General features: G+C 71.3%; 17 protein-coding genes. 9 read left to right on the forward strand and 8 right to left on the reverse strand.

All coding sequences use genetic code 11. The features are described from left to right. Positions 1–51: 51 nt before the first annotated feature. The gene (gene ychF / locus IE237_RS02390) at positions 52–1,140 is read right to left on the reverse strand and encodes a redox-regulated ATPase YchF (RefSeq protein ID WP_150266444.1); all 1,089 of its coding nucleotides are present in this window, start codon (positions 1,138–1,140) and stop codon (positions 52–54) included. A gap of 311 nt (positions 1,141–1,451) precedes the next feature. On the opposite strand from ychF, the gene IE237_RS02395 reads away from it, so the two are divergent. After that, complete coding sequence (locus IE237_RS02395) at positions 1,452–2,027, forward strand: DUF6542 domain-containing protein (RefSeq protein ID WP_370468147.1); 576 nt, start codon at positions 1,452–1,454, stop codon at positions 2,025–2,027. A 102-nt stretch (positions 2,028–2,129) separates the two neighbouring features. Here IE237_RS02395 and ppgK read toward each other — a convergent pair whose 3' ends face one another. Both ppgK and IE237_RS02405 read right to left on the reverse strand, forming a co-directional pair. Continuing rightward, entirely contained in the window at positions 2,130–2,873 is a 744-nt protein-coding gene (gene ppgK, locus IE237_RS02400) for a polyphosphate--glucose phosphotransferase (RefSeq protein WP_189800094.1), read from the reverse strand. Between the two features lie 30 nt (positions 2,874–2,903). Then, complete coding sequence (locus IE237_RS02405) at positions 2,904–3,947, reverse strand: 4-hydroxy-3-methylbut-2-enyl diphosphate reductase (protein ID WP_189800095.1); 1,044 nt, start codon at positions 3,945–3,947, stop codon at positions 2,904–2,906. 54 nt (positions 3,948–4,001) lie between these two features. On the opposite strand from IE237_RS02405, the gene IE237_RS02410 reads away from it, so the two are divergent. The 4 genes from IE237_RS02410 to IE237_RS02425 all read left to right on the forward strand — a co-directional run bounded on the left by IE237_RS02410 (position 4,002) and on the right by IE237_RS02425 (position 7,977). Next, positions 4,002–5,354 carry an APC family permease gene (locus IE237_RS02410; RefSeq protein WP_189800096.1) on the forward strand — a complete coding sequence of 451 codons (1,353 nt, stop codon included), beginning with the start codon at positions 4,002–4,004 and terminating at the stop codon, positions 5,352–5,354. An 88-nt stretch (positions 5,355–5,442) separates the two neighbouring features. Next, complete coding sequence (xseA, locus tag IE237_RS02415; protein ID WP_189800097.1) at positions 5,443–6,660, forward strand: exodeoxyribonuclease VII large subunit; 1,218 nt, start codon at positions 5,443–5,445, stop codon at positions 6,658–6,660. 48 nt (positions 6,661–6,708) lie between these two features. Then, positions 6,709–6,969, forward strand: coding sequence for an exodeoxyribonuclease VII small subunit (locus IE237_RS02420; protein ID WP_189800098.1), 261 nt, complete (start codon positions 6,709–6,711; stop codon positions 6,967–6,969). 417 nt (positions 6,970–7,386) lie between these two features. Then, a complete protein-coding gene (locus IE237_RS02425) occupies positions 7,387–7,977 on the forward strand; it encodes a malonic semialdehyde reductase (RefSeq protein ID WP_189800099.1) in 591 nt (196 codons plus the stop codon). A 66-nt stretch (positions 7,978–8,043) separates the two neighbouring features. On the opposite strand, the gene IE237_RS02430 is transcribed toward IE237_RS02425, so the two are convergent. Then, the gene (locus IE237_RS02430) at positions 8,044–8,577 is read right to left on the reverse strand and encodes a DUF4245 domain-containing protein (protein WP_189800100.1); all 534 of its coding nucleotides are present in this window, start codon (positions 8,575–8,577) and stop codon (positions 8,044–8,046) included. A gap of 117 nt (positions 8,578–8,694) precedes the next feature. Here IE237_RS02430 and glpX point away from each other — a divergent pair, with 117 nt between their 5' ends. Beyond that, positions 8,695–9,729, forward strand: coding sequence for a class II fructose-bisphosphatase (glpX, locus tag IE237_RS02435; protein WP_189800101.1), 1,035 nt, complete (start codon positions 8,695–8,697; stop codon positions 9,727–9,729). 91 nt (positions 9,730–9,820) lie between these two features. Here glpX and IE237_RS02440 read toward each other — a convergent pair whose 3' ends face one another. Continuing rightward, complete coding sequence (locus tag IE237_RS02440) at positions 9,821–10,192, reverse strand: WhiB family transcriptional regulator (protein ID WP_030692804.1); 372 nt, start codon at positions 10,190–10,192, stop codon at positions 9,821–9,823. A gap of 146 nt (positions 10,193–10,338) precedes the next feature. Further along, the gene (locus IE237_RS02445; protein ID WP_189800102.1) at positions 10,339–11,070 is read right to left on the reverse strand and encodes a DUF1707 SHOCT-like domain-containing protein; all 732 of its coding nucleotides are present in this window, start codon (positions 11,068–11,070) and stop codon (positions 10,339–10,341) included. A 252-nt stretch (positions 11,071–11,322) separates the two neighbouring features. Between IE237_RS02445 and IE237_RS02450 the strand changes: the two genes are divergently transcribed. Both IE237_RS02450 and IE237_RS02455 read left to right on the forward strand, forming a co-directional pair. Next, positions 11,323–12,993 (forward strand): fumarate hydratase, encoded by a 1,671-nt coding sequence (locus IE237_RS02450; RefSeq protein ID WP_189800103.1) that lies wholly within the window; start codon positions 11,323–11,325, stop codon positions 12,991–12,993. Positions 12,994–13,158: 165 nt separating this feature from the next. Further along, a complete protein-coding gene (locus IE237_RS02455; RefSeq protein ID WP_189800104.1) occupies positions 13,159–13,788 on the forward strand; it encodes an HAD family acid phosphatase in 630 nt (209 codons plus the stop codon). A 12-nt stretch (positions 13,789–13,800) separates the two neighbouring features. On the opposite strand, the gene IE237_RS02460 is transcribed toward IE237_RS02455, so the two are convergent. Continuing rightward, entirely contained in the window at positions 13,801–14,310 is a 510-nt protein-coding gene (locus IE237_RS02460) for a dirigent protein (RefSeq protein WP_189800105.1), read from the reverse strand. Positions 14,311–14,426: 116 nt separating this feature from the next. On the opposite strand from IE237_RS02460, the gene IE237_RS02465 reads away from it, so the two are divergent. Then, a complete protein-coding gene (locus IE237_RS02465) occupies positions 14,427–15,077 on the forward strand; it encodes a lipoprotein (protein ID WP_189800106.1) in 651 nt (216 codons plus the stop codon). A gap of 59 nt (positions 15,078–15,136) precedes the next feature. On the opposite strand, the gene IE237_RS02470 is transcribed toward IE237_RS02465, so the two are convergent. Continuing rightward, a complete protein-coding gene (locus IE237_RS02470) occupies positions 15,137–16,666 on the reverse strand; it encodes a ricin-type beta-trefoil lectin domain protein (protein ID WP_189800107.1) in 1,530 nt (509 codons plus the stop codon). Positions 16,667–16,721: the final 55 nt, after the last annotated feature.

A 16,721-nucleotide genomic window follows, 5' to 3' on the forward strand; every position in this document is an offset into this window, starting at 1 on the left:
CGCCCACGGGGCCCGACTCCGAAGAACCGGGCCCCGTGGGCACGTCACGCATCAGACGTTGAAGCGGAACTCCACGACGTCGCCGTCCTGCATGACGTACTCCTTGCCCTCCATGCGGGCCTTGCCGGCCGCGCGGGCGTCGGCGACCGAGCCCGTCTCGACGAGGTCGGCGAAGGAGATGACCTCGGCCTTGATGAAGCCCTTCTGGAAGTCGGTGTGGATCACACCGGCCGCCTCGGGGGCCGTCGCGCCCTGCTTGATCGTCCAGGCGCGGGATTCCTTCGGGCCGGCCGTCAGGTAGGTCTGGAGGCCGAGGGTGGCGAAGCCGACGCGGGCGAGGGTGGCGAGGCCGGGCTCCTCGGCGCCGACGGACTGAAGGAGCTCCATGGCGTCCTCCTCGTCGAGCTCGGCGAGGTCCTGCTCCAGCTTGGCGTTGAGGAAGATCGCCTCGGCCGGCGCGACCAGGGCGCTCTGCTCGGCCTTGAAGGCGTCGTCCGTCAGCTCGTCCTCGTCGACGTTGAAGACGTACAGGAACGGCTTGGTGGTGAGGAGGTGGAGGTCGTGCAGGAGCTCCGCCTTCTCCGAGCCCTGGACGATGCCCTGCGAGAAGAGGGTGTCGCCCTTCTCCAGGATCGCCTGGGCGGCCTCGACGGCGGCGACCTTGGGCGCCGTGTCCTTCTTGATCCGCATCTCCTTCTGGAGGCGCGGCAGGACCTTCTCGATCGTCTGGAGGTCCGCGAGGATCAGCTCCGTGTTGATCGTCTCGATGTCGTCCTTCGGCGAGACCTTGCCGTCGACGTGGACGACGTTCTCGTCCTTGAAGGCGCGGATGACCTGGCAGATCGCGTCCGACTCGCGGATGTTCGCGAGGAACTTGTTGCCCAGGCCCTCGCCCTCGCTGGCGCCGCGCACGATGCCCGCGATGTCGACGAAGTCGACCGTCGCCGGGAGGATGCGCTGGGAGCCGAAGATCTCCGCGAGCTTGGTGAGGCGGGCGTCCGGGACGCCGACGACGCCGACGTTGGGCTCGATCGTGGCGAACGGGTAGTTGGCCGCCAGCACGTCGTTCTTGGTCAGGGCGTTGAACAGGGTCGACTTGCCGACATTCGGCAGACCGACGATTCCGATCGTGAGCGACACGGTGGCGACTTCCTGAAGTGTGGATGGTGGGCCGATCCCCCAGTTTACGGGCGGGGCGAACCGGCCAGCGACGCCGACCTTCGGTCGTTCTCGGGGGCAAGGTCACCCAAAGGGCGTGTCCCGGACCCGGTTCCCGCCCCCTTCCGACCTACGTTGGTCGAGTGGAGCAGCACAGGACAAGTCAGCCGCAAGGGCGCCGAAGGCCGCAGACCCCCGCCACGCCACCGGTCGCACCGCCCGGCGCGCTCGTGGAGGGCGCCGCCGTCTACCGCGTGACCGGCAGGGCCGGGCGCACGCCCGGACGTGCCCGCGTGGAGCGGGCCGCGGGTGCCGCCGCGGCCCCGGCCGGCCGCGTCGCGGGGCGGCCCGCCGGGCGCCGGCCCGTGCCGCCGGTCGTCCTCGCCCTGCGCCGGCTCCCCTCGCCCCGCCTCACCGGTCTCGGCGCCGGGCTCTTCGCCTCGGCCGTCATGCTGGCCCTGGGCCTCCTCGACGAGCTCCTCCTCGACGGCTCCCCCGTCGTCTACGGGCTGCTGTTCCTGCCGGTCAGCGCCCTGACCGCGCTCTGGGTCCGGACCGCCGACCTGGTCACCGCCCCGATCGGCGTCCCCATCGCCTTCGCCGTCGGCGTCGTCCCCATCGCGGGCGGCACGGGCGGCTTCGGCGGCCAGGCCATGGCCATCGTGACCGCCCTCGCCGTGCACGCCGGGTGGCTCTACGGCGGCACCCTCGTCGCCGGTCTCATCGCGAGCGTCCGCAAGGTGCGGGAGATCGGGCGCCGCCATCAGCGCGGTGCCGCCCGGACGGCCTCCGGGGCCGGCGTCGGCGCCGGGCCGGGCGAGGGGCCGGGCGGACGGGCTCCGGCGGCGGGCCGGAGGCCGGTCGTGTAGACGGGGGATCGGATCCCGCAGCCGGGATCCTGTAGCCGGGATCCAATATCCGGTGTTCGAATGTCGGATATTGGATCCCGGATCACCGCCGGACAGCCGCCCTCAGGCCGCCCCCGCCGCCATCCCCGCCCCCACGATCCCCGCGTTGTTCTGGAGCTCCGCCGGGACGATCTCCGCGCGGATGCCCTCGATCAGCGGCAGGAACTTGTCGGCCTTGCGGCTCACGCCGCCGCCGATGATGAACAGTTCCGGCGAGAAGAGCATCTCCACGTGCGCGAGGTACTTGCGCAGCCGTCGGGTCGCCCAGTGCTCCCAGCTGAGGTCCTCGTCCTCCTTGGCCTTGGTCGAGGCGCGGGTCTCCGCGTCGTGGCCCTTGAGCTCCAGGTGGCCGAGCTCGGTGTTGGGGACGAGGCGGCCGTCGACGAAGAGGGCCGAGCCGATGCCGGTGCCGAGGGTCAGCAGGATCACCGTGCCCTTGCGGCCCCGGCCCGCGCCGAAGGTCATCTCCGCGACCCCGGCCGCGTCCGCGTCGTTCAGGACGGTCACCGGGAGCCCGCCGAGGCGGTCGCCGAGCAGGGTGCCGGCGTCGACGCCGATCCAGGACTTGTCGACGTTGGCCGCGGTACGGATGGTGGAGCCCGTCACGACGCCCGGGAAGGTGACGCCGACCGGTCCGGTCCAGCCGAAGTGCTCCACGACCTCCGCGACGCAGCCCGCCACACCGTCGGGTGTGGCGGGCTGCGGGGTCAGTACCTTGTGGCGCTCCTCGGCGAGAGTGCCGCGCTCCAGGTCCACGGGAGCGCCCTTGATGCCCGAGCCGCCGATGTCCACTCCGAAGACGTTCATGGACCCCACGGTAAGGGCTGGCGCGCCCCGCTACTCCTTGACGGGCGCAGCCGCCGCGAGCTTCTCCGCCTCGGCCCGCAGGTCCTTGTTGCGGAGCTCCTTGGGCAGCGAGAAGGTCAGGGACTCGTCCGCCGTCTTGACGATCTCCACGTCCGCGTAACCGCGCTCGGCGAGCCACTCCAGGACCTCCTGCACGAGGATGTCCGGGACGGAGGCACCGGAGGAGAGACCGACGCTGGTCACGCCCTCCAGCCAGGCCTCGTCGATCTCGCTGGCGAAGTCGACCAGGTACGCGGCGGGAACCCCGGCCTGCTTGGCGACCTCGACCATGCGGATCGAGTTGGAGGAGTTCTTCGAGCCGACGACGATCACCAGCTCGGCCTGGCCGGCGAGCTCCTTGATCGCGATCTGGCGGTTCTGCGTGGCGTAGCAGATGTCGTCGGACGGCGGGGAGATCAGCTGCGGGAACTTCTCCTTCAGCGCGTCGACCGTCTCCATCGTCTCGTCGACCGAGAGCGTGGTCTGGGAGAGCCAGACGACCCGGGAGGGGTCGCGGACCTCGACCTTGGCCACGTCCTCGGGGCCGTCGACCAGCTGGATGTGGTCGGGGGCCTCGCCGGAGGTGCCGATGACCTCCTCGTGGCCCTCGTGGCCGATGAGGAGGATGTCGAAGTCCTCCTTGGCGAAGCGGACGGCTTCCTTGTGGACCTTGGTGACCAGCGGGCAGGTGGCGTCGATGGTCGCGAGCCGGCCCACGCGGGCCTCCTCGTGGACGGTCGGGGCGACGCCGTGCGCGGAGAACATCACGATGTTGCCGGGCGGCACCTCGGTCGCCTGGTCGACGAAGATCGCGCCCTTCCGCTCCAGGGTCTGGACGACGTACTTGTTGTGGACGATCTCGTGCCGGACGTAGATCGGCGCCCCGTACTGCTCCAGGGCCTTCTCCACGGCGATCACGGCACGGTCCACGCCCGCGCAGTATCCGCGGGGTGCGGCGAGCAGGACACGCTTCGGGCGGTTCGTCGCGGAGGCGGAATCGGGCGTCGGCGCGGGCGTTGCAGTCATGCGTCCCATCGTAAGGCCGCGTCGGTGAGCCCTTGGAGCCGCGCCGTGGCCGAAACTGGCGCCATGGCTCAGGAGACGCGGGTGCCGGACCACGAGAAGCTGCGGCGGAATCTCGGTTTCCGTGACCTCGTCGTGTACGGACTGCTGTTCATCGCCCCGATGGCACCGGTCGGCGTCTTCGGCACGCTCGACGCGAAGTCGCACGGGGCCGTCGCACTGGTGTACGTCGTGGCCACGGTCGCCATGGCGTTCACGGCGTTCAGCTATGCCCAGATGGTGCGGGTCGCCCCGCAGGCCGGTTCCGTCTTCACGTACGCGCGCAAGGGGCTCGGCGAAGGGCCGGGATTCATCGCCGGGTGGATGGCGATGCTCGATTACCTGCTCATCCCGGCCGTCGCCTACCTCTTCGCGGGCATCGCGATGGAGGCGCTGGTCCCGGAGGTGGACCGGTGGGTGTGGACCGGGATCGCCGTGGTGGTCACCACGCTGCTGAACCTGTGGGGCGTGCGGGCGGCGGCCCGGGTCGGCTTCGCGGTGCTCGCGATGGAGATCGTGGTCCTCCTCGTCTTCGTCGTCTCCGCGGTGGTCGTGCTCGTACGGGACGGGGCTCTGCGCGACGGGTGGTCGCCGCTCACCGGCGACGGCTCGTTCTCGCTCGCCGCGGTGATCGGCGCCGTGTCGGTGGCCGTCCTGTCGTACCTGGGCTTCGACGCCATCGCCTCCTTCGCCGAGGAGGTCACCGGGGGCTCGGCGAAGGTGGCGCGGGCGCTGCTGTTCTGCCTGGCGCTGGCGGGTGTCCTGTTCGTGGCCCAGACCTGGCTGGTGGCCCTCCTCGAACCGGTCTCCTCGGCCGAGCTCGCCGCCGACCCGGCCAAGCAGGGTTCGGCCTTCTACGACGCCGTGGACGCCTCGGTCGGCGGCTGGCTGCACGACCTGGTGGCCGTCTCCAAGGCGATCGGCGCGGCCTTCGCGGCGCTCGCGGGGCAGGCCGCGGGCGGCAGGCTGCTCTTCGCGATGGGCCGCGACCGGCGCCTTCCCCACGTGCTCGCCCGCACCGACGGCGGCGTCCCGCGCGTGGCGCTGCTCGTGTCGGCGACGGTGACGATGGTCGCGGCCCTGTGGGCGGCGCGCCGGGACGACGGCCTCGACCACCTGGTGTCGGTGGTCGACGTCGGCGCGCTGACCGCCTTCGTCCTGCTGCACGCGAGCGTGGTGGGCTGGTTCGCCGTACGGCGGGCGGAGGGGCCGCCGCACTGGCTGAAGCACGTCGTCGTGCCGGTGGTCGGCGCGGCGATCCTGATCGCGGTGATCATCGAGGCCTCGGCCGCGGCGCAGGTGGTGGGTGTGGTGTGGCTGGGCGTGGGCCTCGTGGTCCTCGCGGTGCAGGGGGCGACCCGGACGTCCACGCGCGCGTGAGCGCGATGGGGGCTCCCCGCGCGCGTGATCCGTCGCGACCGACGCGCGCGCCCCTGACGTTGTCGTACAGCGCGGTTACGCTCGGTCCATGGGTCTGACTACGTCCGCAGAAGCACCGCTTCCCGTCGGTGAGGTCTCCCGGATGATCGGGGGGTGGATCGACCGGCTCGGGGCGATCTGGGTCGAGGGGCAGATCACGCAGCTGTCGCGGCGCCCCGGCGCCGGGGTCGTCTTCCTGACGCTGCGGGATCCCTCGCACGACATCTCCATCGGCGTCACCTGCTACCGCCAGGTCTTCGACGCGGTCGCGGACGTCGTGTCGGAGGGCGCCCGGGTCGTCGTGCACGCCAAGCCCGAGTGGTACGCGCCGCGCGGCCAGCTGTCGCTGCGGGCGGTGGCGATCAAGCCGGTCGGGATCGGCGAGCTGCTCGCGCGCCTGGAGCAGCTGAAGCGGAGCCTGGCCTCGGAGGGGCTGTTCGCGCTCGACCGGAAGAAGCCGCTGCCGTTCCTGCCGCACCTCGTCGGCCTGGTCTGCGGCCGGGCCTCGGCGGCCGAGCGGGACGTCCTGGAGAACGCGCGCCGCCGCTGGCCCGCCGTGCGCTTCGAGGTGCGGAACGTGGCGGTGCAGGGCGTGAAGGCGGTCCCGCAGGTCGTCCAGGCGGTCAAGGAGCTGGACGCGCACGAGGACGTGGACGTGATCATCGTGGCCCGCGGCGGCGGCAGCGTCGAGGACCTGCTCCCGTTCTCGGACGAGCAGCTGGTCCGGGTGGTCGCCGAGTGCCGTACGCCGGTGGTGTCCGCGATCGGGCACGAGCCGGACTCGCCGCTGCTCGACCTGGTGGCCGATCTGCGCGCCTCGACGCCGACGGACGCGGCCAAGAAGGTCGTCCCGGACGTCGGCGAGGAGCTCGACCGGGTCCGCGGGCTGCGGGACCGGGCCCTGCGGACCGTCCGCGGTCTCCTGGAGCGGGAGGAGCGCGGCCTGGCGCACGCGCTCGCGCGGCCCGTCATGGAGCATCCGCAGCGCATGGTCGAGGTCCGCGAGGACGAGCTCGCGGCGCTCCTCGCCCGCAGCCGGCGGGTCCTCGGGCACCTCCTGGACCGGGCGGACTCGGAGCTCTCGCACACGCGGGCGCGGGTCCGGGCGCTTTCGCCCGCCGCGACGATGGAGCGGGGCTACGCGGTGCTCCAGCGGGCGGACGGGGCCGTGGTCCGTTCCCCCGAGGAGGTCGCGGAGGGCGAGGAGCTGCGGGCGAGGGTCGCCGAGGGCGAGTTCGCGGTGCGGCGCGTGGCCGACCCGGCCTGAGCGGGCGACGGGCCGAGGAAGAACCGGATGCGGAGGATGGAGCGACAGATGGCAGCGGGTACGGACACGGGCGCGGAAGAGGCGGCCCTCGGGTACGAGCAGGCGCGGGACGAGCTGATCGAGGTCGTCCGGCGGCTGGAGGCGGGCGGGACGTCCCTGGAGGAGTCCCTCGCGCTCTGGGAGCGCGGCGAGGAGCTGGCGAAGGTGTGCCGTCGCCGCCTGGAGGGCGCCCGGGCCCGACTCGACGCCTCGCTGGCGGCGGAACGAGCGGCCGAGGCGGAGGCGGAAGCGGGGGACGGGGAGGAGTAGCACCCGGGCGGGAGGCGGCGGGCGGCAGGCACCCCGGGCACGGCCGGTGGCACCCCGGGCACGGCGCCGGCGGCATCCCGGCCACGGACGGCCCGCACCCCGGGCACGGTCGACGGCAACCCCGGCCACGGACGGCGCGCACCCCGGGCACGGTCGACGGCAACCCCGGCCACGGACGGCGCGCACCCCGGGCACGGACGGCGCCGCCCCCGGTCGCAGGCGCCCTGCGCCCTCTTCCAGGCGGCGTCCCGCCCTTCTGGCGGCTCTGCGTGCGCCGGGCCCCCGCATGTAGACTTCAAGTGAAGCGGATCACTATCCGGATGGATTAGTTGAAGTTTCACCAATCTTCGGCGTACTGTCGAGACATCGCTTGGACCCCACAAGCGGCCCCCCTTTGCAGTCCGGAAGGTACGCAGCATGTCTCTCGCCCTTGACGCCGTCGCCCAGGACCTCCTCTTCCGTGAGGCCCGCACCGCCAACACGTTCACCGACGAGCCGGTGACCGACGAGCAGGTTCAGGCGATCTACGACCTGGTGAAGTACGGCCCGACCGCCTTCAACCAGACCCCGCTGCGCATCACCCTGGTCCGCTCCCCCGAGGCCCGCGAGCGCCTGGTGAAGCACATGGCCGAGGGCAACCAGGCCAAGACCTCGGCCGCCCCGCTGGTCGCGATCCTCTCCGCCGACAACGAGTTCCACGAGGAGCTCCCGGCCCTGCTCCCGCACTTCCCGCAGGCCAAGGACATGTTCTTCTCCGAGCGCCCGGTCCGTGAGGGCTCCGCGCTGATGAACGCCGCCCTGCAGGCCGCGTACTTCATCGTGGGCGTCCGCGCCGCCGGCCTGGCCGCCGGCCCGATGACCGGCCTGGACTTCGCCGGCCTCCAGAAGGAGTTCCTGGACGCCGACCACACCCCGCTGATGGTCGTCAACATCGGCAAGCCGGGCGAGGACGCCTGGTTCCCGCGCTCCCCGCGCCTCTCCTACGACGAGGTCGTCACCACCGTCTGAGTGGTACGCCGGAAGGGCCCCGCACTCCTGGAGTGCGGGGCCCTTCCCTTTGCGTCCCTCTGTGTCTCAGACCTTCTTCGACTGGAGCGAGCCAGCCATCTCGGCCAGCCGCTCGAAGGAGGCCGTGCCGGTCACCACCGTCGTCGCGCCGTTCTCCGTGCGGACCAGGGCGTCGTACTTCGGGCCCTCCCAGCGCTGCCAGACCCGGCCGGCCACCGTCTCGGTCTTCCCGGTGTTCTTCGCCTTCCGGGTCACCTCGGGCACGAACTTCCCCGGTTCGGCCGTCGACTGGTTCACGGCCACGTACTGGGTGTCCGGGGAGAGGAAACCGAGCTGCCAGGCGTCGGACTTCTCGCGCTTGTACGAGACGACCGTCGCCTTCCAGCCCTCGCCGAGGCCCTCGGGGGCCAGCACCGGATACGGCGCCGCCCGCTGGGCCGTGAGGAGCTCGACCCGGTAGTCCTTCGCCTTCACCGGATCCGCGTTCTCGTCGTGCGGGATGAAGAGATACATCACACCCGCGGCGACCATGATCACCCCGAGGGACTGGAACATCCCGCGTACCGTCTGCCTGCCTCGCATACCTGCCACGCGCACCATGGTCGCATCATGGTGTTGTGCTCATACGTGGGCCCCTCTGCTCATTTTGTCGACGTACCGATAGAGTCGCAGCACCCTCTTTTTTCCGGCCGTCGCCGTACAGAAAGGTGCGTTCCGATGACCGAGCACCACCACCTTCCGCCCGAGCTTGTCGTTTCCCCCGAGGCGCCCGACCGCAACCTCGCCCTGGAGCTGGTCCGCGTCACCGAGGCCGCCGCCATGGCCGCCGGCCGCTGGGTCGGTCGCGGCGACAAGATCGGCGCGGACGGGGCGGCGGTCAACGCCATGCGGACCCTGATCTCCACCGTCTCGATGAACGGCGTCGTCGTCATCGGCGAGGGCGAGAAGGACGAAGCCCCGATGCTGTTCAACGGCGAGCGGGTCGGCGACGGCACCGGCGCCGAGGTCGACATCGCCGTGGACCCGATCGACGGCACCACGCTCAACGCCAAGGGCATGCCGAACGCGATCGCCGTCCTGGCCGCCGCGGACCGCGGCACCATGTTCGACCCGTCCGCGGTCTTCTACATGGACAAGCTGGTCACCGGCCCCGAGGCCGCCGACTTCGTCGACATCAACGCCCCCGTCTCGGTCAACATCCGCCGGGTCGCCAAGGCGAAGAACTCCGCGCCCGAGGACATCACGGTCGTCATCCTGGACCGCCCCCGCCACGAGGGCATCGTCAAGGAGATCCGCGAGACCGGCGCCCGGATCAAGTTCATCTCGGACGGCGACGTCGCCGGTTCGATCATGGCCGTCCGCGAGGGCACCGGCGTCGACATGCTCATGGGCATCGGCGGCACGCCCGAGGGCATCATCTCCGCCTGCGCCATCAAGTGCCTCGGCGGCGTGATCCAGGGCAAGCTGTGGCCGAAGGACGACGCCGAGCGCCAGAAGGCGCTGGACGCCGGCCACGACCTGGACCGCGTGCTCTCCACGAACGACCTGGTCTCCGGCGACAACGTCTTCTTCGTCGCCACCGGCATCACCGACGGCGAGATCCTGCGCGGGGTGCGCTACCGCGCCGAGACGGCGACGACGCAGTCGCTCGTCATGCGCTCGAAGTCCGGCACGATCCGCCAGATCGACTCGACGCACCGGCTCTCGAAGCTGCGCGCGTACAGCAAGATCGACTTCGACCGCGCGAAGTAACGATCAGGCACGACGACACGAAGAGGGGCGCCCCCATGTGCGGTGGGGGCGCCCCTTCCCGTACGGACCGGGGAAAGCTTCCTCGATGCCGTCAGCCCGCCTGGGCGATCCGCTCGGTCGCGGCCGCCTTCCGCAGCTCCACCTCACGCCGCCGACGCCGGGCGAGGACGACGCGGCGCTCCGCCGCCGTGAGCCCGCCCCACACCCCGTACGGCTCGGGCTGGAGCAGTGCGTGCTCCCGGCACTCGACCATCACCGGACAGCGCGCGCAGACCCGCTTCGCCGCCTCCTCGCGGGCGAGTCGCGCGGCGGTCGGCTCCTTGGAGGGGGCGAAGAAGAGTCCGGCTTCGTCCCGGCGGCACACCGCCTCCGCGTGCCATGGACCGGCCTCGTCCTCCCGGGCAGGGGCGCGCTGAGGGGGTACGGCGGCGACCTGGAGGGGCTGATGCGGCAGTTGCAGCACGGTCTACTCCTGACGACGGCTTCGCGAGCGAGCGGCGATGCACCAGCCCTACCCGCTGTGCGCGCGCCTATGCACTGCGTGCCCCGTCGTTCCGCACTGCGGATACCCGAGGACGAATTCCGGTCACCTCGGCGGGCCCCCGGGCGTCAGTGTCCGAGGTGCTTGCGGAGCTTGTCCTGGAGGTCGGTGATCCACTTGCCGCGCTTGGGCCTGGCCTCGACGTTCCCGAAGACCGAGTAGCCGTTGATGACGACGACCGGGGCCTGCGGGTCGACCCCTTCCAGGGTCACGACCTCGAAGTTCCCGAAGATCCCGCTGCCGCTGCCGCGCAGGCTGATGTTCTCCGGGACGCGCACCTCGACGTTGCCGAAGATGGAGGTGGCGTTGATGGTGGTCAGGCGCTGGGCGAAGATCGCCTCGGTCAGGTCGACCTCGATGTTCCCGAAGAGCGCGAAGGCGTTGGTCCGGCGGCTCACCCGCCAGCGGCCCTTGCGGGTCGTGCTGGAGAAGATCGCGACGAGGTTGTCGGCGGGGCCACCGGCGTCGTCGGAGCCCCAGGCGAAGGCCGGTTCGGGCTCGGGGGCGGTCCGGGCGCCCGGCAGGTCGCGGACGATCGGCTCCAGCTCCCCGACGGTCTTGGCCCGGTAGACCGCGTCGATCCGGTCCGAGTGCTCCTCGGCGTCGAGCCGCCCCTCGGCCAGGGCGTCCCTGAGGATGTCCGCGATGCGGTCCCGGTCCGCGTCCGAGGCCCGCAGCGAACCCTGCGGATCGGCGAAGGCGGGCTCCGCGAGAGCGGGCTCGGCGGGGGCGACCGGCCGCTGCGGCTGCGGCTGCGGCTGCGGCTGCTTCTCGGGTTCGGGCTGCTTTTCGAGGTCCACGGAGCCAGCCTAGCGAAACGCGATAGATCGCAACCAGAGGGAACACCCTGGTCCCGTCCCCTAGGGGATGCCCCGGCCTCCGCACCCGAACTCCGGACCCCGGCCGCGCGGAAACACGCCATTCCGGTGCGGTCCCGGGCGCTAGTGAGCCTTACCTCACAGGATCCGGGCCGCCCCCGCGTCTTACGCTGGAGGGCGCGCGCGCCAATGGAGGCGGCGCAGCTGTCTGCCGAGTGAGGAATGGCCGCCGTCATGCCTGAGTTTGCGTACTCCGATCTGCTCCCCCTGGGAGAGGACACCACGCCGTACCGCCTGGTGACCTCCGAAGGTGTCTCCACCTTCGAGGCCGACGGGCGTACGTTCCTCAAGGTCGAGCCGGAGGCGCTGCGCACGCTGGCCGCCGAGGCCATCCACGACATCCAGCACTTCCTGCGCCCGGCCCACCTGGCCCAGCTGCGCCGGATCATCGACGACCCGGAGGCGTCGGGCAACGACAAGTTCGTCGCGCTCGACCTCCTGAAGAACGCGAACATCGCCGCCGCCGGCGTGCTGCCCATGTGCCAGGACACCGGCACCGCCATCGTCATGGGCAAGCGCGGCCAGAACGTGCTGACCTCCGGCCGCGACGAGGAGGCCCTGTCCAAGGGCATCTACGACGCGTACACCAAGCTGAACCTGCGCTACTCGCAGATGGCCCCGGTCACCATGTGGGAGGAGAAGAACACCGGCTCGAACCTGCCCGCGCAGATCGAGCTGTACGCGACGGACGGCGGCGCGTACAAGTTCCTCTTCATGGCCAAGGGCGGCGGCTCGGCCAACAAGTCCTTCCTCTACCAGGAGACCAAGGCGGTCCTGAACGAGGCCTCCATGATGAAGTTCCTGGAGGAGAAGATCCGTTCGCTCGGCACGGCCGCCTGCCCGCCGTACCACCTGGCGATCGTCGTCGGCGGCACGAGCGCCGAGTTCGCGCTGAAGACCGCGAAGTACGCCTCCGCGCACTACCTGGACGAGCTGCCCACCGAGGGCTCGGCCGAGACGGGCCACGGCTTCCGCGACAAGGAGCTGGAGGAGAAGGTCTTCGAGCTGACGCAGAAGATCGGCATCGGCGCGCAGTTCGGCGGCAAGTACTTCTGCCACGACGTCCGCGTCGTCCGCCTCCCCCGCCACGGCGCCTCGCTGCCCGTCGCGATCGCCGTCTCCTGCTCGGCCGACCGCCAGGCCGTCGCGAAGATCACCGCCGAGGGCGTCTTCCTGGAGCAGCTGGAGACCGACCCGGCACGCTTCCTGCCGGAGACGACCGAGGAGCACCTCGCCGGCGACGAGGACGTCGTCAGGATCGACCTCAACCAGCCGATGGACGAGATCCTCGCCGAGCTGACCAAGTACCCGGTCAAGACCCGTCTCTCGCTCAGCGGCCCGCTGGTCGTGGCGCGCGACATCGCGCACGCCAAGATCAAGGAGCGTCTTGACGCGGGCGAGGAGATGCCGCAGTACCTGAAGGACCACCCGGTCTACTACGCGGGTCCGGCGAAGACCCCCGAGGGTTACGCCTCCGGCTCCTTCGGTCCGACGACGGCCGGCCGCATGGACTCGTACGTGGAGCAGTTCCAGGCGGCGGGCGGCTCGAAGGTCATGCTGGCCAAGGGCAACCGCTCGCAGCAGGTCACGAACGCGTGCGGCGCGCACGGCGGCTTCTACCTGGGCTCGATCGGCGGCCCGGCGGCCCGTCTCGCGCAGGACTGCATCAAGAAGGTCGAGGTCGTCGAGTACGAGGAGCTCGGCATGGAGGCGGTCTGGAAGATCGAGGTCGAGGACTTCCCGGCGTTCATCGTGGTGGACGACAAGGGCAACGACTTCTTCCAGAACCCGGCGCCCGAGCCGACCTTCACGCACATCCCCGTGCGCGGCCCCGGTCTCGGCTGATCCCCCAGGCTCCCGCGAAGCCCCTGGTCCGTCCGTCGGGCCGGGGGCTTCGTCGATCTCCGCTCAGAAAGTCGCTACCGACCGGTAGCCTTCTCGTCGCCTACTGGTCAGTATGGGGCGCGAGCATGTCAACCACTGAGCCGGTCGACCACTCGGGAGCCCCCCATGCCCTCCGCCAAGGCCACCACCATGGCCACCACCGCCCTCGGCCTGACGGCCCTCCTCGTCGTCGGCCCCGCGCCCGCCGCCTCCGCGGCCGACCCGGACACCCACGTCACGTCGGCCGCGGCCCTCGCCGACATCGACTACGCGACCTGGCGCCGCGACGTGGCGGCCGTGGTCGCCGAGGCCCGCCCCTACATCGAGGCGCGCTCCGAGGACGCGGGCCGCGAGAAGCAGGCCATCGTCCTCGACATCGACAACAGCTCCCTGGAGACGGACTTCCACCCCTTCTGGGAGCTTCCCACCCCGGCCATCGCGGACGTGCGCGCCCTGGTCCGCGACGCCCACGCGCGCGGGGTGGCCGTCTTCTTCGTCACGGCCCGGCCCGGGATCATCCACTCCCTGACGGACTGGAACCTGAAGAAGGCCGGCTACCCGGTCGACGGGCTGTACGTGCGCTCGCTGCCCGACCTGTTCGCCGAGGTCAGCGCGTACAAGACCGAGAAGCGTGCCGAGATCGAGGCCAAGGGCTACACGATCATCGCGAACATCGGCAACAACACGACCGATCTCGTCGGCGGCCACGCCGAGCGCGCCTTCAAGCTCCCGGACTACGGCGGCAAGCTGTCGTAGCGGTCCCGGGGATCAGCGCGTGGTGATGTGGAACTCCAACTGCTCGTAGTCCCCGTCGGGGGTCGTACGGACGTAACCGCGCGCCTCCTTGAAGTCCCCGGTGCCGCCGGTGACGGCGATGTCGTAGGCCGCGGGCGTCTCGTTCGAGATGTCGAAGGTGACGAGGGCCTGGGCGGTGATCTGTCCGCCCGGCCCGCCGTTCAGGACGAAGGTGCCGACGCAGTTCGCGTCGGCCTGGTCCCCGGAGACGCGCACCACGGCGCAGGTGACCCCGTCGCGGCCGACCGTGTCGCCGCCCTTGGTCTTGTACAGGTCGTCGGCGACCGTGAAGACGTCCCCGACCTTGGGCGTCTGCCCGGTCTCGGTGGCCCCCTCGCCGGGGACCTCCTTGGCGTAGAGCGTGAACTCGAACCCGTCGACGGCCTGGGCCGGGGCTGCGGCGGCGAAGGCGGCGGCCGCGACTGTACACGCGCCGAGCACGCCGATCCTCCTGAGGCCGGTCCTCCTGAAGCTGCGGGTCATGTCCTGCCTCCCGTGGGCTGGGGTTCCCCCTCGGCATGCTTCACATTGTCCGGCGATCACCGCGGATTCGCCCGTCCGGCGCAATCCCCGGCCCCCGGGTCGGGGATCATGGCGCCATGCCAGACAGAGCACGTCCGATACGTACGTCCGCCCTCCCCGCCGCCCTGGTGGCGGCCGGGCTGCTGCTGACCGCCTGCGGGACGACCCCGGCGCCCGACCGCCCGGCGGGGGCCCGCGCACCGCGGGCCACCGCGACGGCGCAGACTCCGGAGAAGGCGGAGGCGGCCGCGACCCTCGGCGGTCCGGGTTCGGCCTGCGCGCTCCCCGTCTCCTTCGCGCTCGCCGAGGACTGGAAACCCGAGGCGATCAAGGACCCCGAGGACCCGGAGTTCGCGGCGCTCACCCGCCAGGGCCCCGCCGTCGTCCGCTGCGAGGTCGACGCCAAGCCCTCGGGGAACATCGGCTATCTGCGGGTGTGGACGGCCGGGAAGGGCCCGGCCCGGACGGCTCTCGAGGCCTTCGTGAAGGCGGAGAAGGGCAGTTCGAAGGCGTCCTACCGGGAGACGGAGGCGGGCACGCTGCCCGCGACCGAGGTGACCTACACCGTCTACAACGAGCTGATGGAGGAGTCCAAGGAGGAGCGGGCCTTCGCGGTCTCCACCCCGAAGGGGACGGTCATCGTCCATCTCGGCGGGCTCGACACGGGCGAGCACCGGGCGATGCTCCCCGCCTACGAGCTGGCGAAGAGCACGACGAAGGCGCTGTGAGCAGGACCGTGGCCCCCGTCCCGCACCGGACGAGGGCCACGGCGTTCCCGGGCGGACCCCTAGGCGAACTTCTGGTTCGCGGATCCGTCGCAGTTCTGGAGCCGGACCGGCTCCTTCGCCGCGCCCTGGGTGAGGCAGAGCCCCGTCGCGGCGGCGGGGCGGACGGTGGCGCCGTCACGGACGAACTTCTGGTTGGCGGCGCCGCTGCAGTTCCAGACGATGACGGCCTTGCCGGCCTGGTAGGCGGCTCCCGGCACGTCGAGGCAGCGGTCCTGGGTGAGCTGGGTGTGGACGGTCTGCCGGGCGGAGTCGTACCACCAGCCCTGGTTGCGGCCGCCGTGGCAGTCCCAGCCGAGGACGGCGGTCCCGTTGGCCGACTCGCCGGCGTTCACGTCGAGACAGTTGCCGGTCGCCTGGTTCCTCAGCGGCGCGTACGCGTCGTCCCAGGCGAGCGGGAAGAGCGACGGGGTGCCGGAGGAGTTGACGTCGGCGCAGCTCGCCTCGCGCAGACCCGAGTTGTAGATCTGGGTCAGGCAGGACGCGAAGGCGCCGTGGCCGCTCCTGTTGGGGTGGAAGGACTGGCGGACGGAGTTCTCGTCGATGCCGCCGGGCTTGGAGAGGTCGATGTAGAGGCCCCGGGCCCAGGTGTCCTCCATGCAGACCTCGTGGCCGTGGAAGAGGCGCGAGTTGTCGAGGTAGGTGGCCCCGGTGTCGGCCGCGATCCTCCGCATGCCGCGCTCGAACGCGGGGACGGCGGTGTTGCGGCCCCACTTGGTGTCGGAGTCGTACCCCATGCCGCCGCAGGCGAGCTTGCCGGGGAAGTTCGGGTTGTCGTGGAAGTCGGGGCCGATCGGGCTGGGGTAGCCCATGACGACGAGCTTGTAGTCGCCGTCGGCGTATCCGGCGTCGCGCATGACGGTCTTCAGGTCGCGGACGGTCTGCTCGACCTTGGGCACGAGTCCGTCGACGCGGGCCTGCCAGCCGGGCGCGTACTTGGGCTCGCAGGTGCCCTGGCTGAGCACGTACCGCTGGACGCAGTCGGTCATGACGGGCCCGAACTGCAGGTCGTCGTTGGCGCCGGCGACGAGCAGGACCATCTTGATGCGGGTGTTGCGGGCCTTCACCGCGAGGTTGTCGCTCTGGACGAGCTCGTCGGCGTACTGCTTGGAGCCGCCGATCCGGATGTTGCCGGTGTAGGCGCCGGAACAGGCCACGTTGAAGGTGAGGTCCGCGGGGATCCCGGTGCGGTGGATGGCGGCGTCCGGGGAGCGGTGGCACCAGTTGGTGGGCCCGTTGGTGGGCGACTCGTACGTGCCGACGCCCTCGCCGGAGATCTCGCTGTCGCCGAGCGAGATCAGGCCGGTCCTGCGCTGGGCGAGCGGGCGCTCCTCGGGGCTGCCGTAGAGCTTGGTCGCCTCGGCGGCCCGGATCGCCTCCAGCTCGGGGGAGAGCGGTACGGAGGTGATTCCGGCCGTGGTGCTCGTGTCGGCCGCGCCGGCGGGGGCGGCGGCGGTCATGCTGCCGAGGGCCGCCGCGGCCGCGGCGACGGCCGCGACGGACCAGCGGAATCTGTACCTGGTGCGCTTCACTGCGCCTCCTGGAAGTGGGGTTACCCACGGTTTTTACTGGCCGGTACGCGCCATG

This window comes from Streptomyces tanashiensis (assembly GCF_014648895.1).
Classification (GTDB): Bacteria; Actinomycetota; Actinomycetes; order Streptomycetales; family Streptomycetaceae; genus Streptomyces; species Streptomyces tanashiensis.